The sequence below is a fragment of the Amycolatopsis sp. YIM 10 genome (assembly GCF_009429145.1).
GTDB lineage: Bacteria > Actinomycetota > Actinomycetes > Mycobacteriales > Pseudonocardiaceae > Amycolatopsis.
On sequence record NZ_CP045480.1, the window covers coordinates 9,038,540 to 9,063,697 of the forward strand.

Here is a 25,158-nt window from a genome sequence, read left to right on the forward strand (position 1 = left end):
CGCCCTCAGGAAACGGGGGCGTTCGCCCAGGCTTCCAGCATCACGCGCGCGATCGACGAGTTGCCCGGCATGATCAAGCGCTCCGGGTCGAAGTCCGGGTCCTCGGGATCGGGACGGCCGTCGCGGCCCAGTTCGAAGGCTTCGAGCACCTCGGCCCGGCTCACCCAGCGGGCCGACTCGATCTCGCCGTCCGCGGGCACCAGTGGCTTCGACGCGTCCGCGCGGGCGGTGAAGCCGAGCATGATCGAGCGCGGGAACGGCCACGGCTGGCTGCCGAGATAGCGGATCGCCCAGACCTCGGCGCCGACCTCCTCGCGGATCTCCCGCTCCACGCAGCCTTCCAGCGACTCCCCGGCCTCGACGAACCCGGCCAGGATCGAGTACCGCCCCGGCGGCCAGATCGGCTGGCGCGCCAGCAGCACGTGCTCCCCGTTGACACCGACGTCGTCGTGCACCAGGCAGATCACCGCGGGATCGGTGCGCGGGTACTCCTCGCGCCCGCAGTCCGGGCACCTGGTCGCCCACCCGAACTGCACCAGCTGGGGCTTTCCGCCGCACCGCGCGCAGAACCGCGCGCGGTGGTGCCAGTTCCGCAACGCCATCGCGGTGGTGAACAGGCCGGCTGAGGTGTCGTCGAGCAGATCACCGTGGCCGCGCAGGTCCACCCAGACCTCACCGTCGGCCAGCGGGGCCTCGTCGCGCAGGCCCCAGCTGCCGGTGAGGGTCACCCACTCGCCGTTCTCCGGCGGTTTCCCGGGCAGCGTCCAGTAGTCCACGTCCTGCCACTCGCCGAGGAACACCGCGTCCTCCGGCGGTGCGTCCCCGAACGAGAGGGCCTTGCGGGTGGCCAGCGCGTCGCCGTCGCGCGGCACGGGGGTGCGGCCGGACTTGGCGTCCAGCAGCACCACCCGCGCGTTCGCCCAGCGGGCGAGCAGCCGGTCCGGATCCCCGCGCAGGTTCTCCTGCCTGTCCACAGTGGACCGCGACAGGGTGGGGAGCCGGTCGAGCTGGTAGGGCTGGGTCATGCTTCGCCGACCGTGACCCCGCCGACCGCTTCGAGCCCGCGTCCGATCGTGTCCGCGTCCCCGACCACCACGCCGGTGAACCGGTGCGGGGCGAAGAAGTCCAGCGCCGCCTCGGCGACCTCCTCCGCGGTGACCGCGGCGAGCCGCTCGGGGTGCCCGGCCAGCCACTCGAAGCCGAGCCCGGTCTGCGCCAGCGCGGACAGCTGCCCGGCCAGCCCGGTCTGCGACGAGATCGAGATGCCCAGCGAGCCGATCGCGTACTGGCGCACCGATTCCACCTCGTCGGCGGTCGGCGGCACCAGGCCCAGCCTGGCCAGTTCGTACCGGGTCTCCAGCAACGCCGCCGCGGTCACGTCGGTGGCGGTGTCGGCGTCGACCAGCAGCGTGGCGGTGTTGCCGGTGAACTCGAAGCCGGAGTGCGCGCTGTAGGTGTAACCCTTGTCCTCACGGATGTTCTCCACCAGCCGGGAGGAGAAGTAGCCGCCGTAGGCCAGGTTCGCCAGCTGGAGGTGCGCGTACCGCGGGTCGGTGCGGCGCAGCGCCTGCGCGGACAGCCGCAGCTGCGACTGCACGGCGCCGGGCCGCGGCACCAGCAGCACGTCACCACCGGCCAGCTCGGGCAGGTCCGGCAGCACGTTCGCGGACTTGTCCGAGGCCCAGCCGCCGAGCGCGCGCTCCAGATCGGTGATCACCTGCTCCGGGTCGACGTCACCGACGATCACCAGGGTGGAGTTGCGCGGCAGCACCCCGTCCGCGTGCAGTTGCCGCACGGCCGCGGGCTCCACCTTGGCCACGTCCTCGGCCTCGGGCACCTCGCGGGTCACCGGGTGGTTGCCGTACCGCCTGCGCTGCAGGGCTTCGCGGGCGATGGTGCGCGGCTGCGTGCGGGCGATGGCCAGCCGCTCGATCAGCCGCGCCGACTCCCTGGCCACCTCGGCGTCCACATAGGACGCTTCGGTGAGCAGGTCGGCCAGCACGTCGAGCAGCGTGGGCAGCCCGCTGGCCAGCGCGCTGGCGCTGATCGCCAGCCGCTCCGGGTCGACCACCGTGCTCAGCTCGCCGCCGATCAGCGCCAGCTCGGTGTCGATGGCCACCCGGTCGCGCCGGGCGGTGCCGGTGACGATGGTCTCGGCCAGCACCTCGGCGGTGGCCGGGTGCAGCGGATCGGTGCCGGCGAACGGAATGCTCAGCCGGACCTCGACCAGCGGCACGGTGTCCTTGCGCACGGCCAGCACCCGCAGCCCGTTCGCCAGCGTGGTGTCCACATGGGACAGTTCGGCGGCGGCGCGCTGCCCGCCGAGCGGCGGCACCTCGCGCGGGCCGCGCTCGGTCCGGCCGATCTCCTCGGCACTGCGGTGCGTTGCGGCGGTCACTTGCTTCCTCCCTGCTCGGGCTGGACGACCAGCACCGCGCGTGAATCGGGCCGCAGCGCCTTGGCCGCGGCGGCGACGTCGTCCGCGGTCACCGCGGCGAACCGGTCGGCCAGGCCGTGTACCAGGCTCGCGTCTTCGTAGAGCAGCTCGAAGGCCCCCAGCGCGAGCGTGCGCGAGACCATCCGGTCGTGCTCGGAGTGCATGCCGGCCACCCAGCGCGCGGTCACCTTGGCCAGCTCGCGCTCGTCCGGCGGGGTGGTCGCGAGCAGGTCGATCTCCTCGTCGATGGCCTTGAGCACGCGGTCGCCGGTGACGTCCGGGGCGTGGATCGCGGTGATCGAGAAGGTGTCCGGGTCACGCGCCTCGAACGGGCCGAACAGCCCGGCGCCCGCGCCGATGTCGGTGACGATGGCGTCGCGGTGCACCAGCCGCTGCTGCAGCCGCGAACCGTCGCCGTCGGTGAGCACACCGGCGAGCACCAGGTTCGCCAGGTAGGCGTCCAGTTCGCCGACCGGGTCCGGCATCCGGTAACCGACGGCCAGCGCGGGCAGCGGGGCGTGCGGGTCGGTGTGGAATCCGCGCAGCTCCTCGGTCGGCCGCGGTTCGGCGAACGACCGGCGCGGCGGGGCCGGGCGGAACGGCACGTCGCCGAAGTGCTTCTCGACCAGCTCGCGCGCCCGGTCGACCTCGAAGTCACCGGCGACGGTGAGCACCGCGTTGGCCGGGGCGTAGAAGGTGTCGAAGAAGGCCGCGCAGTCGTCGAGGGTGGCCTGTTCGAGGTCCACGAAGTCGCCGTACCCGTTGTGCGCGTTGGCGAAGGTGGAGTACAGCACCGGCGGCAGCAGGATCCACGGGAACCCGCCGTACGGCCGGTTCAGCACGTTGAGGCGGATCTCCTCCTTCACCACGTCGATCTGGTTCGCCAGGTTTTCCTGGGTGAGCTTCGGCGCGCGCATCCGGTCGGCCTCGAGGAACAGCGCGCGCTCGAGCGCCGCGGCGGGCAGCACCTCGTAGTAGTCCGTGTAGTCCGGGTGGGTCGACCCGTTGAAGGTGCCGCCGCTGGACTGCACGTGCCGGAAGTGGGCGAGCTTCTCCAGGCTCTCGCTGCCCTGGAACATCAGATGCTCGAACAGGTGCGCGAACCCGGTGCGCCCCTCGGGCTCGGAGCGGAAGCCCACGTCGTAGTGCACGGCGACACCGACCACGGGCGCGGTCGGGTCCGGCGCGAGCACCACGCGCAGCCCGTTGTCCAACTTGAACCTGTGTAGCTCGGGTACGGCCATGACCGCCACCCTACGGGTTAGTGCGCTCACGGTGGGAGCGACCGGCGACGGCCAGTGCGAAGTTGTCCACATCCCCCATCCGGTACTCCTCGGCCAGGCCGCCGAGCACCCTGGTGCCCTTGATCGTTCTCTCCGGCAGCGCCGCCGACCCGAGCGCCAGCGCCGCGCCCGCCACCGACAGCACCACGCCGAGCTGGGCATATCCGACGGTCAGCGCGAGCAGCGCGGTGAGGAAGAGGCCGTAGAAGACAATCCGGATCCCGGCCCGGCGCAGCCGAGGCCCACGCAGCAGGCCGTCGGCGCGGAGGTCGGCGCGCACCGCCCGGTCGAGTTCGCGGAGGTCGATCCGGACCTCGTCCAGTCCCACCTGTTCTCCACCGGCGAACACTTGCTCGAGCAGGACTCGTTCTGATTCGCGCGCAGGCTCACCCTCGCCCCGCGTCAGCGTCCGGCCGGTGACTTCCAGGTGGCCGCGGTCACGGAGGTCGGCGGCGGTGAGCCCGGCGTCCATCGCGTCGGCGCGGCCGTCGGCGAGCGTGCCCGCGTACCCGGGCGGGAAGCCGGTGAGCGGCCGCGGCCACCACTGCCGCAGGAACACGATCAGCCAGGCCCAGCAGAGCAGCAGGAAGGCCAGCACTCCCCAGGCCCAGCCGACCGGCGCGGTGAGCAGGAAGGCGCCGCCGATGGTCGCGGACGGCACCAGCCGCTCGGTCGCCGGGACCGAACCGGGCGGCAGCTCGACGGTGATCATCATCCGCTCACCCGGGGCCAGGTTGCGGTGGCTGAACCGGGTCAGCCCGACGTGGTCGATCTGCGCGGCCAGGCACGGCTTCGGCCCGGCCACGCACCGCACCGCCTCCGGGATCTTCGGCGCGGCCAGCGAAGCGCGGACGAACTTCAGCTCCTCGCTCCAGCCCTGCGCCAGCGGCCAGGAAACCTGGGGCCCGGACGGGGTCGCGGTGATCGCACCGTCCACCGTGTACCGGACCACCGCGGTGCCGGACAGCTCCACCTTGAACGAATCCGCGGTCAGCTCGGCGTGCCCGTCACCTTCGACGACCACGTCCCGCACGCTGAGCACGCGGTCGCGATCGTCGCCGACGGACTGGCGCAACGGCAGCTCACGCGTCATCGACTCGGTCGCGGCCACCGCCTCGATGACCGACAACGCGCCGTCGCGTTCGACGCGCAGCTCGATCTCCGCGCTCTGCGGCAGCGTCGGCACCGGCGGCGCCGCCGCGAGCAGAACCGCGGCCACCAGCGGGATCAACGCAGCGACCGGAGGTGCCCCGCCTCGGCGAGCACGCCGTCCAGGGCGGTGAGCAGTGCGGGCAGGTGCGTGCCGAGCCGCTTGAGGTCGCGTTCGCCTTCCAGCCCGGCGAACCAGTACAGCCCGGCCGCGCCGTCGGCCTCCGGATCGAGGTCGGCGAAGGTGTTCAGCCAGCGCTCGGTTTCGCGGAGCACCACGGCGTAGGGCAGAGAGCGGGAGAACACCAGTTCCCGGTCCGCCTCGGGGATTTCGTCAGCCGGAACGCTGTGCAGATAACCGATCAGCCCGCGGATCTGCCCGGCGAGCGCGCGCCCGCGCGCGGTGCGCCTTGGCAGCAGCGGGGCACCGGCGGTGATCGCCAGGCCGAACACGATCAGCGCGAGGCCGAGCAGTGCGTCCCCTTCGGACAGTGCCAGCACCACGGTGAGCAACAGGCCGAGCAGCGCCAGCACGATTCCGGCCCAACCGGCGAAACCGCGGCCCGAGCCGGGCGGCCGCGAGAACCAGCCGCGCGCGACCACGTCGGTGTACATCGCTTCGTCGAACGGTTTCAGGTCGATGCCGCGCCCCGAGCGCAGTTCGGACAGCAGCGCGGTGTCCGCTCCCGACGGCAGCACGGCCTGGAAAACCGCGCGCTCGTAGGCGTGCAGGCTCTCGTCCGGGTCGTTCTTGCGGGAGATGCGCCAGTCGGCGATGCCGTCGGCGTCGCGCACCGGCGCGATCAGCACGTAGTTGCGCACGGCGAGATCGACCACGGTGGCGGTCACGTCGACCACGTCCGCCTTGCCGTCCACGATGGTGCCGACCTGACCGGGCAGCACCCCGTCCGGCGAGGCGAAGAACACCCGGTCGTTCTCGTGCAGCAGGATCTCCGACGGCTGCGGCGGCACGTCGGGCACGCTCGCGTCGCGGCGGCGGCTCCAGAACAGGAATCCGCACCACGCCACGATTCCCAGCCCGGCCACGGCGAAGCCGAACACCGCGGTGGAGGTCAGCACGAAGGCGTTGGCCAGGGTGGCGGTGTCGGCGAAGCGCGCGTTCGCGGGCACCGTGGCTGACGGCAGGCCGACCGCCAGATCGACCGGGTCACCCGCCTCCAGCTCGGTCTGCTCGATCTTGATCACGCCGCCGTCACCGGTTTCGGCCAGTTCGCACTGACGGCCGGAAGCACCGGCCAGGCAACGGATCGACGACGCCTCGGGCACCGGCGCGGCGAAGGACGCGGTCACCTCGGCCAGGTCGGTGTCCCAGCCACCGGCCAGCCGCCAGCGGATCTCCTGCTGGTCGCGCAGTTCGGCCACCGCACCGTCCACTGTGTACTTGACGGTGGTCTCGCCCTCGGGGGCGCGGATGACGAACTCGTCCCCGGCGACCTCGGCGGCGCCCGCCCCGTCGGCGGTCACGTCGCGCACGGCGAACACCCGCTCGGTGTCCTCGCCGACGAGCAGGCGCAGCGGCGCGTGCCGGTTCGCCTCCTGTCCACTGGGGACGGTCACCGTCTCGGTCACCGAGAGCAGCCCGTCCGGCTCGACCTTCAGCTCGACCCCGACGGTGACCCCGGAATCCGACTGGGTCTCCGGCTGCACCGGCTCCTGCGCCGCGGCGGCCGCGCCACCACCCACCAGGAGCGCGAACGCGGCGGCGACGGCCCCCACAAGCTTGAACACGGTGCTAGACCATAGACCACCCGGTGCGCGGTGATGCCCGTTTCGACCAGAACATAACGCAACTGTTTCCTGTATTTTCGGCCGCGCGTCCGGCACAGCGGCGGCTGGGTTCGCTCCGGTGTCTGCCATCACCGGCTCAGCTCGGTGGTGCGAACGGTTGCTCCCCGGCGGGCGGCCCCGATGGCGGCGGCGGTCCCCAGCCCGGGCCGGGCGGCGGCTGGTGCCGCTGCCAGGCCTGCGCGTGATCGCGCCGTCGTCGTTCCGCCAGCACGGCGGAGAGAAAGGTCCAGTACGGCATGCCGGGTGGCACCGGCGTTCCGATGGCATCGGCGATCTCCCTGGAGATCTGGAATCCGAGCTGTGCTTGAGCGTCCTCGCTGAACTCACGCCAGCGGCCGAGGTACTGGCGCGCGTCGAGCGCGGCGGCGTCGGGCAGGCGGGCGAGGTCCAGCTGCGCCGCCCACGCCTCGCACCCGGGCGGCATCATGATCAACGGCGCGACCGCTTCCGGCGTGCGCTCGGCGATCACCACGGTCCCGGCGAGGTAGTCGCCGACGCGCTTGCCCTTCCCGGAAAGAAAGGCCACCACCAGCGCCACCGCCCCGGCCAGGCCGAGCGCCCAGAAGTCGACGAAGAACCCGGCCAGCCCGCGGGTGAGCGCGTGCCGGAACCGGATCGGGCCACCGTCGTCGCGGACCACGCGCAGGCCGAGCGCCATCTTGCCGAGCGTCCGGCCGCCGGCCAGGGTCTCCATCAGCACCGGGTACCCGACCAGCGTGAGCACCACCACCGCCAGCGAAACGGTGAGGAACAGCGCCTCGTCCACGCTGGCGGCCAGCGCCACCCCGGCCACCATCAGCAGGGTGACCAGCACGGCGGCCTGCAACAGCACGTCGATCAGGAAGGCGAGGCAGCGGGTGGGGACCGCGGCCACGCGCAACCGCAGCACCACGGCTTCCCCGGTGACCAGTTCGGACATCGCGCTCCCTCGACGGCAATGGCTTCCGCACGAGGGTAGTACTGTCGGGCGGACTGGAATCGAGGGGAACGGACCGGGATGGACGTCGACGTCTTTGTCGCAACGCACCGGCCCGCGTGGGATCGGCTCGAGCACCTGACCAAGCGCAGCCGCAGGCTGACCGGCGCCGAGGCCGACGAACTGGTGCTGCTCTACCAGCGCGCGGCCACGCACCTGTCCACGTTGCGCGCGAAAGCCCCCGATCCCGTGCTCGTCGAGCACCTGTCCGCGGTGGTGATCCGCGCGCGGTCGGCGGTGACCGGCACGCACAGCCCGGCCTGGCGCGAGTTCGGCCTGTTCTTCTCGCGACGCTTCCCGGCCGCGGTGTACCGGAGCTGGCACTGGTGGGTGCCGGTGATGGTGGTTTCGCTGCTGGCCTCGGCCGCGGTTTCGGCGTGGATCGCGCTGAACCCCGACGTGCAGGCCGCGGTCGCGGCGCCGGAGGAGATCCGGCAGCTGACCGCGCCCGGTGGTGACTTCGAGTCCTACTACTCCAGCGATCCGGCGGCGTCGTTCGCCGCGCGGGTGTGGACGAACAACGCCTGGGTGGCGGCCGGCTGCCTGCTGCTCGGCGTGTTGTTCGGCCTGCCGGTGCTCTACATCCTGGCGAGCAACGTGCTCAACGTCGGCCTGTCGGGCGGGCTGATGGCCGCCGCCGGGCGGCTGGACATCTTTCTCGGCCTGATCACCCCGCACGGCCTGCTGGAGCTGACCGCGGTTTTTGTCGCCGCCGGAACGGGACTGAAACTCGGCTGGACGGTGATCGATCCCGGGCGCCGCACACGCGCGGCGGCACTCGCCGCGGAGGGCCGGACCGTGGTGCTGATGGCGCTGGGCCTGGCGTGCGTCCTCCTGGTGACCGGCGTGATCGAGGCCTTCGTCACCCCGTCCGGCCTGCCGACCTGGGCCCGCGTCGGCATCGGCGTGGTCGCGGAGCTGGTGTTCTTCGCCTACGTGTTCGTACTGGGCAGGCGAGCCGCGCTGGCAGGCGAAACCGGCGACCTCGACGCCCGCTTCACCGCCGACGCCGCTCCAAGTTCGGCCTAAAGGCGCCCGGCGGCCTTCAGCGCGAGGTAGCGGTCGGCCAGTGCCGGGGGCAGTTCGTCGGGGACCGCGTCCACCACTTCGACGCCGTGCCGGCTCAGCAGGCTGGTCACCTGACGGCGTTCCGCGAGCGTGCGTTCCGCGGCCGCGGCGTCGTAGACGGCTTCCGCGTCACCCCGCGCCCGCGCCATTTCCGAGACGCGCGGGTCCGCGACCGCCGCCAGGACGACCTGGTGCCGCGCGGTCAGCGAAGTGAGCACCGGCAGCAAACCCTCCTGCACCGGAGCGGCGTCCAAGCCGGTGAACAGGACCACCAGCGAACGCTGCCCCGCCCGCCGCAGCACTTCGGTCACCATTCCGCGCACGTCCGGCTCGACCAGTTCCGCTTCCAGCGGTGCCATCGCGTTCACCAGCGACGGCCCCGCCCCTTGCGCAGAAGCCCGCAGCGCGCGGTCGTAAGCGATCAGCTGCACCCGGTCCCCGGCGCGCGTGGCCAGCGCGGCCAGCAGAAGCGCCGCGTCCATCGAGGCGTCCAGCCTGGGCACGTCACCGACCCGGCCCGCCGCCACGCGACCGGTGTCGAGCACCAGGACCACGTGCCGATCGCGCTCCGGCCGCCAGGTCCGGACCATCACGTCGGCGGCCCGAGCCGAGGCGCGCCAGTCGATCGACCGCACGTCGTCGCCGATGACGTACTCGCGCAGCGAGTCGAATTCCGTGCCCTGCCCGCGAATCAGCACCGCCTGCCGTCCGTCCAGCTGCCGCAACCGCGAAAGCCGGGACGCCAGGTGCCGACGGCTGTGGAACGGCGGCAACGCGCGCAAGGTCCACGGCACATCGTGCGAACCCTGCCGCGCGGCCACTCCCAGCGGACCGAACGACCGCACGGTGACCGCGACGGCGAGCCGGTCACCACGCCGCGTCGGCGTCAGGCGAGCCACCACACGACGGCTCTCCCCGCCGGGAATCACCACGGAATGCCGATCCTCCGCGATGCCCGCGCTCGGCTGCCACGCGTCGCGAAGACGTCCGCGCAACGTGCGCGTCCCCGGGTTCTCCACCGTCAACGTCACTTCGGCGCTTTCGCCCAACCGCACCGAATCCGCACCAGAACGGGAAAAAGTCAGTGCGCGGACGCTCGCCGCGAAAACCAGGTCGACCGCGATCGCCAGCAGCAGCACCGAAGCCAGCACGAGCAGGGTGAGCCCGGACGGCCACACGGCCGCCACCACCACTCCCGCCAGCGCCAGCAGCCCGGCGCGCCCGGTGATCGCCATCAGCGCGGCACGGGCACCGAAGCGAGCACCCGCTCCAGGACCCCGTCCGCGGTCGCGCCCTCCAGCTCGGCTTCCGGGCGCAGCCCGAGCCGGTGCCGCAGCGCGGGCCTGGCCAGCGCCTTCACGTCGTCCGGCGTCACGTAGTCACGACCGGCGAGCCACGCCCACGCCCGCGACGCCGCCAGCAACGCGGTCGCACCACGCGGCGAGACACCGAGTCGTACCGACGGCGAATTCCTTGTCGCACGGCACAAATCCACGATGTAGGCGATCACCTCGGGCCGCAGCTTCACCTCGGCGACCGCGGCCCGTCCGGCTTCCAACTGCGCCCGCCCGGCGACCGGCTTCACCCCGGCGGCGGTCAGGTCGCGCGGGTCGAAGCCCTCCGCGTGCCGCAGCAGGATGCCGTACTCGTCCTCGCGCGAGGGCTCGGGCATGGTCAGCTTCACCAGGAACCGGTCGAGCTGCGCTTCCGGCAACGGGTAGGTGCCCTCGTACTCCACCGGGTTCTGCGTGGCGATCACGCTGAACGGGTCGGGCAGCGCACGCGGCTTGCCATCCACCGAAACCTGCCGCTCCTCCATCGCTTCCAGCAGCGACGACTGGGTTTTCGGCGGCGTGCGGTTGATCTCGTCGGCGAGCAGCAGGTTGGTGAACACCGGGCCCTCGCGGAAGGAGAAGTCGGCCGTGCGCGCGTCGTAGACCAGCGAGCCGGTGACGTCACCCGGCATCAGGTCCGGGGTGAACTGCACGCGGGTGGTCTCCAGATCGAGCGCGGTGGCGAAGGCACGCACGAGCAGCGTCTTCGCCACCCCCGGCACGCCTTCGAGCAGCACGTGACCACGGCACAGCATGGCCACGATCAGGCCGCTCACCGCGCCGTCGTTGCCCACCACGGCCTTGGCGACCTCCGCACGGAGCGCGATCAGTGCCTCGCGGGCGTCAGCAGCGGACGTCATCGGTCGTCGACCTCTTTCTCGAGTCGGTCAAGTTCATCGGCGAGCCGGACCAGCGCCGGATCGGCGTCCGGTGGCGGACCGTAGAGCAGGGCGTGCAGTTGGGCACCGGGACGTCCGGTGCGGGCGGCGAGCGCGCTGATCAGGGCCGGCGGCTCGGCGTCGGGCGCGAGCCCCAGCCGGGGCGCGAGCCGGGCTCGGGCGGCCTGGCGCAGGGTTCCGGCCACGTGCACGGTGGCCCCGGAGCGACGGTAGAGCCGCGCGCGGCCCTCCACCGTCTCGGCCGCGCGGACCACCACCGGCAGCCGTTCGTGCACGACGCGACCCAGCCTCCGCGCCCGCCACAACGCCAGCACGACGGCGGCGACGAACAGCTGCACCAGCCCGAACTTCAGCCCGTCCGGCACCAGCTCGGCGAAGCTCTTCTCGTCCCCGCGCAGGGCCGTGTCGGTGGCGGAGGGCACGTACCAGACCAGGCGGTCACCCGCGCCGAGCAACCGCATGCCCAGCGCCGCGTTGCCCGCCTCGTCCAGCCGGGCGTTGGTCAGCGGCGCGGGGGTGCCGAGCAGGGTCACCGTGGTGTCCGGGCCGCCGAAGCGCTGGACCAGCGTGCCCGCGCCGTCGTCGGGATAACACGAGAGCACCCCGTCACCCGGCTGGTAGCGCACGCCGCCCGAAGTCGCCTCGGCCGCGGCCACCGCCGCCGACAGCGGGCACTCCGGCTGCCGGTCCTGGACTTCGCTGACTCCGGCGACCTCGGTGCCGGGCAGCAGCGCACCCACTCCGGGCCCCTGCGCGCCGGCGAGCACCAGGCGCTCGGTCCGGTCTCGCAGTTCGAGCAGGCGCTCCGGCGGCAGCAGGTCCGGTTTGGTGATCAGCAGCGTGGCGCCTTCCGCGGATTCGGCCTCGGCTTCGGTGAAGGTGTCCACCTGATCGACGCGGACGCCCTGCTGGCGGAGCACCTGGGCGAGCGCGCGGCCGCCGTCGGGGGCGTAGGAATCCGGGTGCAGTTCCTCGCGCGCCCCCTGGTCACCGCGCACGATGACCAGCACGAGCACCCCGGCGAGCAGGATCGCCAGAATGATCAGCGGCTTCTTCGCGGCACGCCAGATCTTCGCGGCGTCGGGCGAGGTCGACGTCACCGGGCGGCCGCCAGTGGCCGGGTCGCGGCGGCGGTCTCGTCGAGCGCGACCAGCCGCCGGTAGCCGTCCTCGGTGGCCGCGCGACCGCCGTAGAACACGTCGTCGAACTGGACCGCGCCCTGGCGGAGTTCCTCGGCGAGCGCGGGCAAGCGCTTGCCTGCCTCGTTCGCGGCCTCATCGGCGGTGCGGCCGGAGCGCACGTCCAGCACGCCGCGTTCCTCCAGGCCGCAAACGATTGCGCGGAACCGGTCACGCACGGCGTCGGCGAGTCGTCCCTCGGCCAGCGCGGCCTCGGCGGTCCGGCGGTACCCGGCGGCGGTCAGCTTTTCCCCGCTGAAGACTTCGTGCGAGGCCTTTGCTTGGCGCCGGGTCGGGCCGAGGCGCCGGCGGACGACCAGGACCACGATGACCACCAGCAGCGCGAGCAATAGCCAGGCGACCGGGGAAGCACTGGTCAGCCCGGCCGCGGCGGTGAACAGCGCGTCGAGCCGCCCGAGCAACCACTCGATCGCCTCGGCCAACCAGGACGGCTCAGCCGCCTGATAGGCCGGGTCGGAGAGTTCGCGGCGAGCGGCATCCGCGGCCTCGTCGCGGCCGATGTCGACCGGAATGTCGACCGAAATCATGACGGTCGCGGCGGCTCTGGGTCCTGCTTGGGCTTCTCCTCCTCGGATGCTTCCGCAGGCTTCGCCGCTTCGGTCGCGCCTTCGGCCTTCGCACGCTCCGCAGCCTCAATCGCCCCGGTGGCCTCGGGCGCCTCATCGCCCTTCGCGGCCTCGCCGGACTCGGTGCCCTCAGCCGGCTTCGCGGCCTCGCCCGGCGCGGCAGCCCCAGCAGCGCCACCAGACCCGGTCGGCACGCCTGTCCCGCCGGGCGCGGTGGGTCCGGTCGGTGCGCCTGGCTCGGCAAAGCCGGTGGGGCCGGTCGGCATGCCGGTGGCCTGGCCCATCGGGATGCCGGACGGCGGCGTCGGGTCGGTGGAACCGGCAGGCGGCGCGGCCGGCGCCGCGGCGGCGCGGGCCAGCTGCAGGTCCATGCCCTCCTTGCGCATCCGCTGGTCGATGTACACCAGCGCGCGGACCCCGGCGGAGAACGGCGCGGTGAAGGTCGCCGCGATCACCGTGCCGAGGGTGGCCAGCGCCAGCCCCCACGCGGTGTACTCGGGCACCTCGCCGGAGAACATCGTGGTGAACCCGGAGAAGTCACCGGCCAGCGAGAACGGCAGCGAGACCACCTGGTTGATCACCCAGGAAATGACGATCGCCAGCAGCAGCACACCGAGCACCCGCCAGAAGGCGTTCTTCACCAGCAGGCTCGACCGCTTGAACGCGGTGCCGACGCCCGCCTTCTCCAGCACCAGCGCCGGGGTGGCCAGGCCGAACACCACCGCGAGATACACACCGGGCACGATGCACAGCAGCAGCCCGACGAAGATCATCAGGGTGTAGAGCAGGGTCATCGCGAGCAGCGGCAGCAGTCGCGGGGTGGCCTCCTTCAGCGCCTCGCCGAAGGTCGGCTTGCGGCCGAGAATGGCCTTGCCGACGACCACGGTGAGGAAACCGTCGAGAAAGCTCGAACCGAGCGCGGTGACCAGCCCGGTGATCACCGCCACCTGCGCGCTGGAGCCGAGCAGGTCCACGGCCATGTCCAGGGCCTGCTGCTCGGTGAGCACCCGGTTGGTGGCCTGGGTCGCGCGGTTGAGGTCGTCCAGCAGCGGCAGGCTGACCACGTAACCGACGAACTGGGTGATGAGCACCACCACCAGCGAGACCCCGAGCATCACCGCCGGGTTGCGCCGCACGGTGTTGAACGCGCCGTCGAGGATCTCGCCCACGTTCAGCGGCCGCAGCGGGATGACCCCCGGCCTGCCGTAGCCGTCCGGGTTCCAGCGCGGATTCGGTTGCGGCGCCTGCGGCCAGCCGTACGGCTGCTGCTGCGGAGGCGGTCCGCCCGGGGTGGCCCACCCATTCGTGTCGCTCATCGGCTCCTGCCAAAACGTCGTTCACGGTGAGGTCCACACTCTTTCAGAGCAGGTAGGCGCAGGCCAACGCGACTCGGCGGAACCGGGTGCCCCGAACCACCGGTGCGTGGTGGATTCCCCCGTATGAGCCCCGGCGACGCGACTGAGTGGATATGCTTTCGGGAGCCGTGACCGCCGAGGCCGCCGTGCCGGGACGAACAGCCGGGGACCATTTTCATGACGCAACCGCCGCAGGGCCCCTGGCCGCCGCACGGCTCGCAGCAGCCTTTCGGCGGGCAGCAGCCCCCGACCGGCCCGCAGCCCTACGGGGGCCAGCAGCCCCCGACCGGCCCGCTCCCGCCACCTCGTCCGGCGCCCGGCCCGCCGGGATATCCGCCGCAGTGGGGTCAGCAGCCGCCGTACGGCGGTCCGCCGAAGAAGTCGAACGGCCCGATCATCGCGATCTGCCTCGGCGCGGCCGCGCTGCTGGTGGTCGGCCTGGTCGTGGTGGTCGTCGCGGTCAGCTCCAGCAAGGACCCGGTGGCCGACGGGGGCAGCATTCCCCCGGCCACGCTGAGCAACACCCCGAGCGAGCGGACCGGTGGCTCGTCGAGCACCGCGTCGTCGAGCAAGCCGGCGCCGAGCAGCAGGCAGTCCTCGGAGGGCCCGTCCAGCTCCGGCCCGCAGAAGGTGTACAAGCTCGCCGACCACCCGATCCTGCAGGATCCGGCGGCCGGGCTGAAGAACCGCGTGTGCAACCTGCCCGCCTGGCAGAGCAACCAGGCCGCGGCGGAAGCGTTCTTCACCGCGGCGAGCCAGTGCCTCGACGCGGCGTGGGGGCCGTTCCTGGAGCACTACAACCTGCCGTTCACGCCGCCGAGCCTGCACTTCCCGACCGGTTCGAGCTTCCAGACCGAATGCGGGAACATCCAGGTCGGCATCGCCACCGCGGCGTACTACTGCGAGAACAACCTGTACGTGCCGTTCCGCGGGCTGCAGACCGACCAGTACGGCAACAACCCCGGGGTGTACCTGGCCCTGTTCGCCCACGAGTACGGCCACCACGTGCAGGAGGTCGCCGGGCTGATGGACGCCGCGTGGGAGGAGATCTACGCGGCCGGGCAGAACTCGGACAAGGGCCTGGAAATGGCGCGGCGCAAGGAGTTGCAGGCGCAGTGCTTCTCGGGCATGTTCCTCGGGGCGCACGTGGACCGCGGCGGCACGATCACCAGGGACATGTACGACAAGGCCTGGGACGACCAGGAGACCCGGGGCGACAACACCTCGGGCAGCCGGGACCACGGCACCAACGCGCACTACGCCTCGTGGTGGCGGGCCGGCGCCAAGGACAACCGGATCGTCGACTGCAACACGTTCTCCGCGAGCAGCTCCGACGTCTCCTGATCCGGCTCACCGGGCGAGGCGGGCGCTTTCCTGGATGGCCAGCCACGCCTCGGGCTGGGAGCCGGTTTTCGCCCACAGTCCGGCGAGATCGCCCGGCGTGATGTCGTCCAGCGGAATCCGGAACTCGGTCAGCGCGTCGGCGAACTCGTCGAGAGTGGACAGGGTGCGCCGGTCGCTGCCGTCCGGCCCGGTGCGGGTGACGGTGCGCGCGCGCAGGGCCAGTTCGTGGTGGTCCCGGTGGTGCTGGGCCACAAAAACCCGGACGAACGGGGAGTCCGGCGACTTGTCCCGTGCCCGATCGGCGAACTCGGCAAGCTCACGCGGCTCGGTGCGGAAGTCGTACGAGGCGACCGTGCCCTGCGGATCGTGGTGCATCCGCCACGTCCCGGCGTCCAGGCGTTCCAGCCGGTAGGTCAGCCGTCCCTGCCGGTGCTCGCCCTCACGCAACGGCAACGGTTCCAGGAACGCGTCACCGATCCCGGTGTCGGCCAGCCAGCGCTCCCCGTCGGCGTCCACCAGCAGGGCGATGTGGTTGCCCCATTGCCGATCACCGCGGGCGACGCGCAGCACCGCCGCCTCGACGACCGTCACGGTGAACCCGGCCGCTTCCAGCAGCAGGCCGAGCGCGCCGTTCATCTCGTAGCAGAGACCCCCGCGCCGGCGATGCGCGAACTTGTCCACCAGTGCGTCCGGCGTCAGCGGGATCGGCCTGCCGAGCTGGACATCGACGTTCTCGTACGGAACCCGCAGCCGCCACGCTCGGTGCAACTCCCACAGGGTGACCGCGTCGGGCCGCAGCGGGCCTCGGTAGTCCAGCCGGTCCAGGAAAGCGTCGATCATCAGCTCTGCTCCGTTTCTAGAGTGACTCTAAAAGTAGAGTAGCTCTAAATTTGGAGCGGATCCAGTACGATGGGCGCATGGGTGAACCGGCAGGCCTGCGGGAACGGAAGAAGCAACGCACCCGGCGGGCGCTGATGGAGACGGCGTACCGGCTCTTCGAGCAGAAGGGGTACGACCAGACGACCACCGCCGAGATCGCCGCGGCCGCCGAGGTGTCCACCGCGACGTTCTTCAACCACTTCCCGACGAAGGAGGACCTCCTCTTCGCCGATGACGGCTGGCGCCTCCTGGAAACCGGGCTGGACGTGCTCAAGGCACCCCGCACCGGCGAGAAGGCGCTCGGCGGCCTGCGGCGCGCGATGCACCGGATGCTGGCCGAGGCGGGTACGGGAGTCCGCGACCCGGCGGGCGAGCTGGAGAAGATCCGCATACACCTGGTGACCTCGGTGCCCGCGCTGCGAGCGACCATGCTGCAACGGGCCTTCGACGCCCAGGAGGAACTGGCCACGGCTCTGCGGCGGGCCTACCCCGACGAACTGGACGAACTCGACGCCGCCGCGCTGGTCGGGGCGGTCACCGGGGCCGTCTTCGCGGCCGGGCAGACCGCCGTGCGCCTCGGCCGCCCGCTCGACCTCGCGATGCGGCGCGCCATCGACCTCGCCACGGAGTACTGCTGAAAGATCAGATGAGAACCGGGCGGCGGCGCGGGCCACGCAGGAGGACCCACGCGTACAAACCACCCGCCAGGCAGCTCAACGCGAGCAGGCCGAGCGCGATCGGCCGCAGCAAAGCGTTGTCCACCGGCGTCGACGGGGCGATCCGGACCTCCAGCGGCCCTGAGCCGACGTCCGCGGGCAGGGCCACGGCGAACTGCTCGCCCTCGTTGTGCCCGCACGCACTCAAGGTGGCGTCCCGTCGCTGGCCGTCGACCTCCACGCGGACGCCTTCGCGCGCGCCGGTGTTGGTGCACGGCAGTGGATTGGTCACCGTCGCCTGGACCACGGTTTCGCCGCCCCCGCCACTGCCCCCGAGCACTCCGGGCGTCAACGCGACGGCCAGCACCACCAGCACCCCGGTGACCGCCGCGACGGCGACCTCACGCCAGCGCGCGGATGCACGCTTCGCCGAGGTCCCCGACCGTCCGATCACAACGGCAATGGTTCCAGATCGCCATAACAAAACCCACCTAGCCCAGGTGGCCCAAGATCATCGGGTGGACTGCTCCGCCGGGGTGACCTTCTTGACGTAGAGCAGCCTGTCCCCCGGCTCGATCGCGTCGGCTTCGGGCGCGTCCACGCGGAACAACTGCCCGTCGCGCACCAGGCCCAGCACGATGTCCGGCAGGTGCCGCGGCGAGCCGCCCTCCTCGGCGGGTTCGACCGGGCGTTCGGCGATGGCCAGCCCGGACTCCGGGGTGAGCAGGTCCTCCACCATGTCCACCACCAGCGGCGTCGAGGTGGCCATGCCGAGCAGCCGACCGGCCGTCTCGCTGGAGATGACCACCTGGTTCGCGCCGGACTGCTTGAGCAGGTGCACGTTCTCCGCCTCACGCACCGAAGCGACGATGTGCGCCTTGGGCGCCAGCTCCCGCGCGGTCAGCGTGACCAGCACGGCCGAGTCGTCGCGGTTCGAGGCGACCACGACCGCCCGCGCGCGCTGCACCCCGGCCACCCGCAGCACGTCCGACCGGGTGGCCGAGCCGTGCACGGTGACCAGGCCGAGCACCCCGGCGGCGTCGAGCGCGGCCTGGTCGGTGTCCACCACGACGATCTGGCTCGGCTCGATGTTCTCGTCGCCGAGCAGGGTCTTCACCACGGCCCGGCCCTTGGTCCCGAACCCGACGACCACCACGTGGTCTCGCACCTTGTGCCTCCACTTCTGGATCTTGAACGCCTGGCGCGACCGTTCGGTGAGCACCTCGAGCGTCGTGCCGACCAGCACGATCAGGAACAGCACCCGCAGCGGGGTGATGATGACGACGTTGACGAACCTGGCCGACGGCGTGGCCGGCGCGATGTCACCGTAACCCGTGGTGGACAGCGAGACGGTGGCGTAGTACACGCTGTCCAGGAAGGTCAGCCCGTCACCGTTGGCGTCGCGGTAGCCGTCCCGGTCGAGGTACACGATCAGCACGGTGGCCAGCAGGGCCAGGCTCGCCCCGATCACCCGCTTGACGATGGCGCGCAGCGGGCTGACCGTGGTCTCCGGCATCTTGATCACGCCGACCAGTTCGTGGTCTGGCTGGTCGTGCAGCCGATCTCCCAGTTGGAAGCGCTTGATCATGCCTGCTCCCCGAGGCGTGCGTGGATCACGCGGCGAGCGTAGCCGACGGTGACCGGGGACACGTTCATTCCTCCGGTACGGACCGCAGCAGCTCACGCAGGCCGTCGAAGTCCAGCAGGTCGACGGGGTTGACCGTGCGCCCGTCGCGGACGTAGTGGAACGCCGCGCGCACCTTCTCCAGCGGCACCCCGGCCAGCACCGACCAGGCCAGCCGGTAGGCGGCCAGCTGCACCGACAGCGCGGGCATCCGGTCCGGCCCCGGCACCCCGCCGGTCTTCCAGTCGAGCACCGTCCAGCCGCCGTCGTCGTCGGCGAACACCGCGTCCATCCGGCCACGCAGGTTGATCCCGTCGACCTCGGCGGAGAAGGGGACCTCCACGTCGTGCGGGGTGCGGTTGGCCCATTCGCTCTGCTCGAAGGCGCGTTGCAGCAGTTCCAGCTCGCCGTCGCCGACCGCCTCGTCGTCGGCCGCGCCGGGCAGGTCCTCGAAGTCGAGCAGCCGGTCACCGCTGTACCGCTGCTCCAGCCAGGCGTGGAAAGCCGTGCCACGCCTGGCGAAGCTGTTCGGTGGCGCGGGAAGCGGGCGGCGGAGCTTACCCGCCAGCGACTCCGGATCGGCGGCCAGTTCGACCAGCTGGCTCACCGAAAGGTGTTCGGGCAGCACGATGTCCTCGGTCCGGCTGGCTGCCTTAGCGCGCTCGGCCAGCAGTACCGCGGTGTCGGCGATCCAGCCGTCCGGGTCGTCGTGCCCCTCGTCCGGGTCCGGTTCCTCGGGGTCGCGACGGCTGAGCACGGCCAGCTCGTCCAGCACCAATTCAACACCGGTGCCGACCGCGGATCGCCTGCCGCCCAACGGATCCACCGGCCACACCGCGGTGCGCGTCGACGTGGTGAGCGGGTTCTCGTCCTCGTTGTCCGGCGGGTCGGCCCACTGCTCGATCACGCCGATGTCGTCGGCGCCGTACTCGAGCACCACCTCGCGCACCTCGGTGAGAAAGGTCGACGGCCCCTTCGGCTTCGCGCTGCTTTCGTTCCACCAGTGCCCGGAAACCAACAGCCCGTGCTCGGACCGGGTCAGCGCGACGTAGCAGAGGCGCCGCTCCTCGTCGGCCTCACGATCGGCGAAGTTCGCCTCGTGCAGTTCGAGTTCTTCGAGCACTTCCTTGCGGTTCTCGCCGCCGGAGAGCCGCAGCTTCGGCAGATCCTGTTCGTCACCGCGGAACTTCGCGGGCAGCGCGGTGACCGTGCGCAGCCAGGACGAGGACCGCCGCTTGCTCGGGAACACGTCGTTGACCAGGTGCGGAACGGCCACGTACTGCCATTCCAGGCCTTTCGCCGCGTGCACGGTGAGCACCTGCACCCGATCCGGTACCACCTCGACCTCACCGGGGCTGAGCCCGTCCTCGGCGTGCTCGGCGGTGGCCAGGTAGTCCAAAAAGGACATAAGAGTGGCGGTCGGTGAGGTCTCGGCGAATTCGGTGACCACGTCGGCGAAGGCGTCCAGGTGCGCGCGACCGGCGGCGTGCGGCCGGGCCAGCGCCTCCACGTCGAGCAGCATGGTCCGCTCCACATCGGACACCAGCTCGGGCAGCGACTGGTCCAGCCTGCGGCGCAGCGTGGCCAGTTCGGCGCCGAGCCGCTGGACGCGGCGGTAGCCTTCGCGCGAATAGCGGTCCGCCTCACCGGGATCGTCGATCGCGTCGACCAGTCCGGTGTGCTCGGCGCGTTCGGGCACCAGAGTCGCTTCGGTTTCCTTCGGCGCCTGAGGACCGGCGGGATCGGCGGACAGCTCGACGGCCCGGCTCCACAACGCCTTCACGTCCGCCGCGCCCAGCCGCCACCGCGCCCCGGTGAGCAGGCGCGCGGCCGCCGTGCCCGCCAAGGGATCGGCCAGCACCCGCAGCGTGCTGACCAGGTCGGCCACCTCGGGTTCCTCCAGCAGGCCACCGAGACCGACCACTTCCACCGGCATGCCGCGTGCCCGCAGTTCGGCCGCGATCGGTGCCATGTCGGCCCGGCGCCGGACCAGCACCGCGGCCGTCGGCGGCTCCCCGGTCGCTTCGATCGCGGTGAACCACCGCTCCGCCAGTCGATCGGCGACCCACTCGCGTTCGGCGCGGATGTCCGGCAGCAGCGCGACCGAGACGTCCGCCGGGTGCGCGCCGACCCGCGCCCGCAGCTGCTTGACGCCGAGTCCCTTGGCGCGCAACGGTTCCACGATCGTGTTGGCCAGCACCAGCACCTCGGGCGGGTTGCGGAAGCTGGTCAGCAGGCCGTACTCGTCGGCGGGGCGCAGCCCTTCTTCGGTGTCCTGCGGGAAGTCGGTGGTGAACCGCGGCAGGTTCGCCGCGCTCGCCCCGCGCCAGCCGTAGATGGCCTGCGCCGGGTCACCGACCGCGGTCACCGGCATCGACGGGTGCTCCCCCATGCCGAACAGTCCGCGCAGCAGCACCCGTTGCGCGTGCCCGGTGTCCTGGTACTCGTCCAGCAGGACCGCGCGGTAGCGCTCGCGCTCACCGAGCACCACCTCCTCGTGGTCGGTGACCAGCCCGGCCGCCAGCGACATCTGGTCGGCGAAGTCCAGCGCGCCCTCGGCCCGCTTGCGCTCGTGGTATGCCTCGACCAGCGGCAGCAACCCGAGGCGGAACCGTTGCGCGGCCACGATCTCCTGCAGCTTGACCGGCAGTGAGTCCCGCTGCCCCTTGGTCTTCGGCGCGTTCTCGATCAGCTCGCACAACCAGTTCGTGTACTCCGCGAGCTTCTCGGTGGACACCAGGTGCTCGCCCAGTTCACCGGCCAGGCCGAGCACGTGCGCGGTGATCGTCGGCGGCACCTTGTCGGTGTCGATGTCGGGGTCCCAGTGCGCGACCACGCGGTGCGCGAGCTGCCAGGACGCCGTTTCCGACAGCAGCCGCGCGCCCGGCCGGACCGGCAGCCGCAGCCCGTGCTCGGCCAGCAGGCGACCGGCGTACGCGTGATAGGTGAGCACGGTCGGCTCACCCGCCATCACCGCGGCCCGGCGGCCCCCGCTCGGGTCGACCCGCTCCAGCAGACCGGAACCGGCCAGCCGCCGCAGCCGCGCGCGCACGCGCTCGCCGAGCTGACGCGCGGCCTTGCGCGTGAAGGTCAGGCCGAGCACCTGCTCCGGGGTGACAAAACCGTTGGCCACCAGCCAAACCACGCGAGCCGCCATGGTCTCGGTTTTGCCCGCACCGGCCCCGGCCACCACCAGCGAGGGCTCGGTGGGGGCCGCGATCACCGCCGCCTGCTCGGGCGTCGGCGGGTGCAGGCCCAGCGCCTCGGCCACATCGGCCGGGCTGACCAGGCGGTTCCCCACCGCTGTCATGGGCCGGTCACCTGCCGTCCCTCGGGACGCACCGGGCACGAAGCCCGCGCGGGGCACCGCGGGCAGTCCGCGTTCTCCCTGGCCTCGAATCCCGGCCCGGCCGCCGATCCGGCCGCGCGGCGCACCAGATCCAGCCAGGTGGGCCCGGTTTCGTCGTCGAGCGGGGCCTGCTGCCGTTCGGTGGCACCGGTTTTTTTGTTCGCCTTGGCCACGTAGACCAGTTTCGCGCCGCCGGGCTCGGTGCCGTGCTCGCCGAACGCGCCCAGCAACACGGCCAGCTGGTACGCGGCGAGCTGCGGGTGCTGCTCGGCGTCCGCCGCGGTGACCGGGGTTTTGCCGGTTTTGATGTCCACGATCACCGGACGGCCCTGCTCGTCCAGCTCCAGCCGGTCGACCCGGCCGCGCAACCGCACGAGCAGCTCGTCCTCGCCGTCGCCGTGCTCCGGCGGCAGCACCACCTGCACGTCCTTCTCGTTCCCGGCGCTGGTCAGCTCGGCCCGGCTGTGCTGCAGCCAGGTCATGAAGTTCTCCAGCATCTGCTCCACGCGGCGGCGCTCGCGACGGGAGAACCACGGCGCCCCGGCGTCGACCCTGGTCCACGCTTCGTCCAGGGCGGCCCGCAGCTCGGCGTCGCCGGTGCCCTCGGCGGCGGCCTGCGCGAGCGCGTGCACCAGCGTCCCGGTGACCGCCGCCAGCTGCGCGGGATCGTCACCGCCGTGCCGCTCCAGCAGCCAGCGCAACGGGCAGCGCGCCAGTACGTCCACAGTGGACGGTGACACGCTGACCAGCTGACCGGGGCTGAACAGGGCGACTTCGGTGGACGGCTGGGGCACGCCGTACCAGGTGGACGGATGCGACCCGGGCACCCCGGCGGCGGCCAGCTTGGCCAGCTGGCGCGCGGCGAGCTGTCGTCGTTCGGTGGCGGCCTCGGCGTCACACACCACCCGGCGCAGCTCGCCGACCAGCTCGGCGAGCACCAGCGACCGGCCACCGGTCTTCAACCGCGGGTCGGCGGCCGACTCGTCCGGCGCGGCCTCGTCCAGTTCGTCGACGAAGCGCGAGGGCTGCTCGTCCTCCCCGCGTACCGCACTGACCAGCAGCATCCGGCGCGCCCGGCTGGCGGCGAGATAGAACAGCCGGCGTTCCTCGGCCAGCAGCGGGGCCGTCGCGGACACCTGCTCACCGTCCACACCGGACAGCAGGTCGACGAGCTTCTCCACCCCCAGCAGGGATCCGCGCAGCCGGAGGTCCGGCCAGCTGCCCTCCTGTGCGCCGACCACGGCCACCACCGTCCACTCGCGACCGGCCGAACCGTGCGCGGTGAGCAGCGTGACGCCCTCCTTGCGCGCGGCCTTCGGCGCGAGGCTGTCCCCGGCGATCTGCTGCGAGGTCAGGTAGTCGGCGAACGCGGTCACCGTGGAGTGCGGCAGCCTGTCGACATAACGACCGGCCGCGTGGAACAGGGCCACCACCGAGTCCAGATCACGATCGGCCTGCGCGCCGAGCGAACCGCCGCGATCGGCGAACCGCAGCAGCCGCGCCTCCAGATCACTGGCCTGCCACAGGTCCCACAGCACGTTCTCCACGTTGCGGTGCTGTGCGATCGACTCCCGGGCGGTGGCGATCAGCCCGGCCACCCGGCGCACCGGACCGGCCTCCGCCTCGGCCAGCATGGTCAGCGGATCGTTGTCCAGCAGCGCTTCCACCAGCAGCTCGTCACTGGAGCGCTCACCGCCGGCGGACAACTCCAGCCGCCGCAGCCCGCGACGCAGGCGCCGCAACGCCAGCGGGTCGGCACCGCCCAGCGGGGAGGCCAGTAGCATCTCCGCCACGTCGGCGTCCACAGTGGACGGATCGTCGGCGGCACGCAGCGCGGCCAGCAGCGGCCGGACCGCGGGCTGCTTGGCCAGCGGCAGTTCCTCCGCCGCGACGGCGATCGGCACCCCGGCCGCCCGCAGCGCGCGGATCAGCACCGGGAAGGTCCTCGACGGCGACCGCACCAGCACGGCCATCTCCGACCAGGGCACCTCGTCCATCAGGTGCGCGCGGCGCAGCTGGTCGGCCATCCACGCGCCCTCGGCCGCCGGGGTGGAGAGCAGGCGGATCTTGACCGTGCCCTCGTCCTCGGTGTCGGCGGGCCGCAGTGGCCGGCGCTTCGGGCCGGGCAGATGGGTGATCAGCCGGTTGACCGCGGTGGCGATCGCGGGCGCGAGCCGATGACTCCTGGTCAGCCGGATGGTCCGGTCGCCCCGGCGGTCGGCCTGCTCCAGCAGCGTGGGATCGGCGCCGCGGAAGGAGAAGATCGACTGGTCCGGGTCACCGGTGAGCACGTAGTCCTCGGCACCGGAACCGAGGTGGCGCAGCAGCCGGAACTGCAGCGGGTCGAGGTGCTGCGCGTCGTCGACGAACAGGTGGCGGACGCGGGCCTGCTCCCGCAGCATCAGCTCCGGCTCGGCGTTCAGCGCGACCAGTGCCGAGATGACCAGCTCGGCGGCGTCGTAGGCGGTGGCCCCGGGCAGCGCGAGCGCGTTGCCCCCGGCGCCCTGCAACGCGCTGACCTCCTCGTACTGCCGCCAGAAGGTGCCCGCCGCGATCCACTGCTCGCGGCCTTTCTCCTCACCGAGCTTGATCAGGTCCTCCGGGCCGAGGCCGCGTTCGGCCGCGCGTTGCAGCAGGTCACGCAGCTCTTCGGCGAAGCCGGGCACGGTCAGCGCCGGGCGCAGCTCCACCGGCCAGTCGCAGGCACCCAGCTCCAGGTCACCGGCGAGCAGCTCGCGCACCATCACGTCCTGCTCGGCGCTGGAGAGCAGGCGCGGCGCGGGTTCCTCGCGCAGCCGGGACTGCAGGCGCAGCACGGCGTAGGCGTACGAATGCACGGTGCGCACGATCGGCTCGCGAATGGTGCGCGGTGCGCCGGGGTCACCGTCGTTGAGCAGGCGGGTGATGTCGGCACGCAGCGCTTCGGCCGCGCGACGGGACGTGGTCAGCACCAGGATCCGCTCGGGATCCACGCCCTGATCGCGAATCCGGCACGCGACGGCCTCGGCGAGCAGCGTGGTCTTTCCGGTGCCGGGACCGCCCAGCACGCGGGCGAAGCCGATCGGCCCGGCGAGCACCCGGCGGGCGTCGGGCTCCCAGTGACGAGGTGGCAACGGCACGCTCGGGCGGCGCACCAGTCGCGCGCTCACCCGGTGCTTCGTCCTGCTTGCCACACCCGATTGGACCACGAGCGGTGATCGGCACCGGGTAGCGGCACCCGGTGAGAACTGT

General features: G+C 72.1%; 19 protein-coding genes. 3 read left to right on the plus strand and 16 right to left on the minus strand.

Annotated elements, in window-relative coordinates:
* Positions 1-5 precede the first annotated feature (5 nt).
* The 6 genes from nudC to YIM_RS41865 all read right to left on the minus strand — a co-directional run bounded on the left by nudC (position 6) and on the right by YIM_RS41865 (position 7,597).
* Positions 6-1,025, minus strand: coding sequence for an NAD(+) diphosphatase (gene nudC, locus YIM_RS41840; protein ID WP_153035626.1), 1,020 nt, complete (start codon positions 1,023-1,025; stop codon positions 6-8).
* Positions 1,022-2,398 carry a pitrilysin family protein gene (locus tag YIM_RS41845; protein ID WP_153035627.1) on the minus strand — a complete coding sequence of 459 codons (1,377 nt, stop codon included), beginning with the start codon at positions 2,396-2,398 and terminating at the stop codon, positions 1,022-1,024. The genes nudC and YIM_RS41845 overlap by 4 nt, the downstream gene beginning before the upstream one ends.
* A complete protein-coding gene (locus YIM_RS41850; protein ID WP_153035628.1) occupies positions 2,395-3,681 on the minus strand; it encodes a pitrilysin family protein in 1,287 nt (428 codons plus the stop codon). Before YIM_RS41850 ends, YIM_RS41845 begins: the two co-directional genes overlap by 4 nt.
* A gap of 10 nt (positions 3,682-3,691) precedes the next feature.
* On the minus strand, positions 3,692-4,951 hold the full coding sequence (locus YIM_RS41855) for a DUF2207 domain-containing protein (RefSeq protein WP_194239922.1): 1,260 nt from the start codon (positions 4,949-4,951) through the stop codon (positions 3,692-3,694).
* Positions 4,948-6,618, minus strand: a complete 1,671-nt coding sequence (locus YIM_RS41860) for a DUF2207 domain-containing protein (RefSeq protein WP_228004354.1) — start codon at positions 6,616-6,618, stop codon at positions 4,948-4,950. Before YIM_RS41860 ends, YIM_RS41855 begins: the two co-directional genes overlap by 4 nt.
* Positions 6,619-6,754: 136 nt before the next feature.
* On the minus strand, positions 6,755-7,597 hold the full coding sequence (locus tag YIM_RS41865; protein ID WP_153035631.1) for an RDD family protein: 843 nt from the start codon (positions 7,595-7,597) through the stop codon (positions 6,755-6,757).
* A gap of 78 nt (positions 7,598-7,675) precedes the next feature.
* On the opposite strand from YIM_RS41865, the gene YIM_RS41870 reads away from it, so the two are divergent.
* Positions 7,676-8,683 carry a stage II sporulation protein M gene (locus tag YIM_RS41870; RefSeq protein ID WP_153035632.1) on the plus strand — a complete coding sequence of 336 codons (1,008 nt, stop codon included), beginning with the start codon at positions 7,676-7,678 and terminating at the stop codon, positions 8,681-8,683.
* Here YIM_RS41870 and YIM_RS41875 read toward each other — a convergent pair.
* The 5 genes from YIM_RS41875 to YIM_RS49890 are packed head-to-tail and all read right to left on the minus strand — an operon-like array spanning position 8,680 to position 14,036.
* A complete protein-coding gene (locus YIM_RS41875) occupies positions 8,680-9,957 on the minus strand; it encodes a DUF58 domain-containing protein (RefSeq protein ID WP_153035633.1) in 1,278 nt (425 codons plus the stop codon). The two genes, YIM_RS41870 and YIM_RS41875, sit on opposite strands and share 4 nt — an antisense overlap.
* Positions 9,957-10,916 (minus strand): MoxR family ATPase, encoded by a 960-nt coding sequence (locus tag YIM_RS41880; RefSeq protein ID WP_153035634.1) that lies wholly within the window; start codon positions 10,914-10,916, stop codon positions 9,957-9,959. The genes YIM_RS41875 and YIM_RS41880 overlap by 1 nt, the downstream gene beginning before the upstream one ends.
* The gene (locus YIM_RS41885) at positions 10,913-12,055 is read right to left on the minus strand and encodes a DUF4350 domain-containing protein (RefSeq protein ID WP_153035635.1); all 1,143 of its coding nucleotides are present in this window, start codon (positions 12,053-12,055) and stop codon (positions 10,913-10,915) included. The genes YIM_RS41880 and YIM_RS41885 overlap by 4 nt, the downstream gene beginning before the upstream one ends.
* Positions 12,052-12,681, minus strand: coding sequence for a DUF4129 domain-containing protein (locus tag YIM_RS41890; RefSeq protein ID WP_153035636.1), 630 nt, complete (start codon positions 12,679-12,681; stop codon positions 12,052-12,054). Before YIM_RS41890 ends, YIM_RS41885 begins: the two co-directional genes overlap by 4 nt.
* Complete coding sequence (locus YIM_RS49890; RefSeq protein ID WP_304505970.1) at positions 12,678-14,036, minus strand: YciC family protein; 1,359 nt, start codon at positions 14,034-14,036, stop codon at positions 12,678-12,680. Before YIM_RS49890 ends, YIM_RS41890 begins: the two co-directional genes overlap by 4 nt.
* A gap of 216 nt (positions 14,037-14,252) precedes the next feature.
* Here YIM_RS49890 and YIM_RS41900 point away from each other — a divergent pair, with 216 nt between their 5' ends.
* Entirely contained in the window at positions 14,253-15,419 is a 1,167-nt protein-coding gene (locus YIM_RS41900; RefSeq protein ID WP_153035637.1) for a neutral zinc metallopeptidase, read from the plus strand.
* Between the two features lie 6 nt (positions 15,420-15,425).
* Here the strand turns inward: YIM_RS41900 and YIM_RS41905 are convergent, their stop codons facing one another.
* Positions 15,426-16,259 carry an arylamine N-acetyltransferase gene (locus YIM_RS41905; RefSeq protein ID WP_153035638.1) on the minus strand — a complete coding sequence of 278 codons (834 nt, stop codon included), beginning with the start codon at positions 16,257-16,259 and terminating at the stop codon, positions 15,426-15,428.
* Between the two features lie 77 nt (positions 16,260-16,336).
* Here YIM_RS41905 and YIM_RS41910 point away from each other — a divergent pair, with 77 nt between their 5' ends.
* A complete protein-coding gene (locus YIM_RS41910) occupies positions 16,337-16,936 on the plus strand; it encodes a TetR/AcrR family transcriptional regulator (protein WP_153035639.1) in 600 nt (199 codons plus the stop codon).
* 4 nt (positions 16,937-16,940) lie between these two features.
* Here the strand turns inward: YIM_RS41910 and YIM_RS41915 are convergent, their stop codons facing one another.
* The 4 genes from YIM_RS41915 to YIM_RS41930 form a co-directional block, all read right to left on the minus strand.
* Positions 16,941-17,408 carry a hypothetical protein gene (locus YIM_RS41915; protein ID WP_153035640.1) on the minus strand — a complete coding sequence of 156 codons (468 nt, stop codon included), beginning with the start codon at positions 17,406-17,408 and terminating at the stop codon, positions 16,941-16,943.
* Positions 17,409-17,465: 57 nt separating this feature from the next.
* On the minus strand, positions 17,466-18,542 hold the full coding sequence (locus YIM_RS41920; RefSeq protein WP_153035641.1) for a TrkA family potassium uptake protein: 1,077 nt from the start codon (positions 18,540-18,542) through the stop codon (positions 17,466-17,468).
* A 64-nt stretch (positions 18,543-18,606) separates the two neighbouring features.
* Positions 18,607-21,888, minus strand: coding sequence for an ATP-dependent DNA helicase (locus YIM_RS41925; RefSeq protein ID WP_153035642.1), 3,282 nt, complete (start codon positions 21,886-21,888; stop codon positions 18,607-18,609).
* Positions 21,885-25,076, minus strand: a complete 3,192-nt coding sequence (locus YIM_RS41930) for an ATP-dependent DNA helicase (RefSeq protein WP_153035643.1) — start codon at positions 25,074-25,076, stop codon at positions 21,885-21,887. The genes YIM_RS41925 and YIM_RS41930 overlap by 4 nt, the downstream gene beginning before the upstream one ends.
* Positions 25,077-25,158: the final 82 nt, after the last annotated feature.

Coding starts and splice junctions, on each gene's coding strand:
- YIM_RS41850 (WP_153035628.1), bottom strand. CDS start 3,681: ATGGCCGTACCCGAGCTACACAGGTTCAAGTTGGACAACGGGCTGCGC.
- YIM_RS41875 (WP_153035633.1), bottom strand. CDS start 9,957: ATGGCGATCACCGGGCGCGCCGGGCTGCTGGCGCTGGCGGGAGTGGTG.
- nudC (WP_153035626.1), bottom strand. CDS start 1,025: ATGACCCAGCCCTACCAGCTCGACCGGCTCCCCACCCTGTCGCGGTCC.
- YIM_RS41865 (WP_153035631.1), bottom strand. CDS start 7,597: ATGTCCGAACTGGTCACCGGGGAAGCCGTGGTGCTGCGGTTGCGCGTG.
- YIM_RS41870 (WP_153035632.1), top strand. CDS start 7,676: ATGGACGTCGACGTCTTTGTCGCAACGCACCGGCCCGCGTGGGATCGG.
- YIM_RS41920 (WP_153035641.1), bottom strand. CDS start 18,542: ATGATCAAGCGCTTCCAACTGGGAGATCGGCTGCACGACCAGCCAGAC.
- YIM_RS41925 (WP_153035642.1), bottom strand. CDS start 21,888: ATGACAGCGGTGGGGAACCGCCTGGTCAGCCCGGCCGATGTGGCCGAG.
- YIM_RS41910 (WP_153035639.1), top strand. CDS start 16,337: ATGGGTGAACCGGCAGGCCTGCGGGAACGGAAGAAGCAACGCACCCGG.
- YIM_RS41890 (WP_153035636.1), bottom strand. CDS start 12,681: ATGATTTCGGTCGACATTCCGGTCGACATCGGCCGCGACGAGGCCGCG.
- YIM_RS41905 (WP_153035638.1), bottom strand. CDS start 16,259: ATGATCGACGCTTTCCTGGACCGGCTGGACTACCGAGGCCCGCTGCGG.
- YIM_RS49890 (WP_304505970.1), bottom strand. CDS start 14,036: ATGAGCGACACGAATGGGTGGGCCACCCCGGGCGGACCGCCTCCGCAG.
- YIM_RS41900 (WP_153035637.1), top strand. CDS start 14,253: ATGACGCAACCGCCGCAGGGCCCCTGGCCGCCGCACGGCTCGCAGCAG.
- YIM_RS41880 (WP_153035634.1), bottom strand. CDS start 10,916: ATGACGTCCGCTGCTGACGCCCGCGAGGCACTGATCGCGCTCCGTGCG.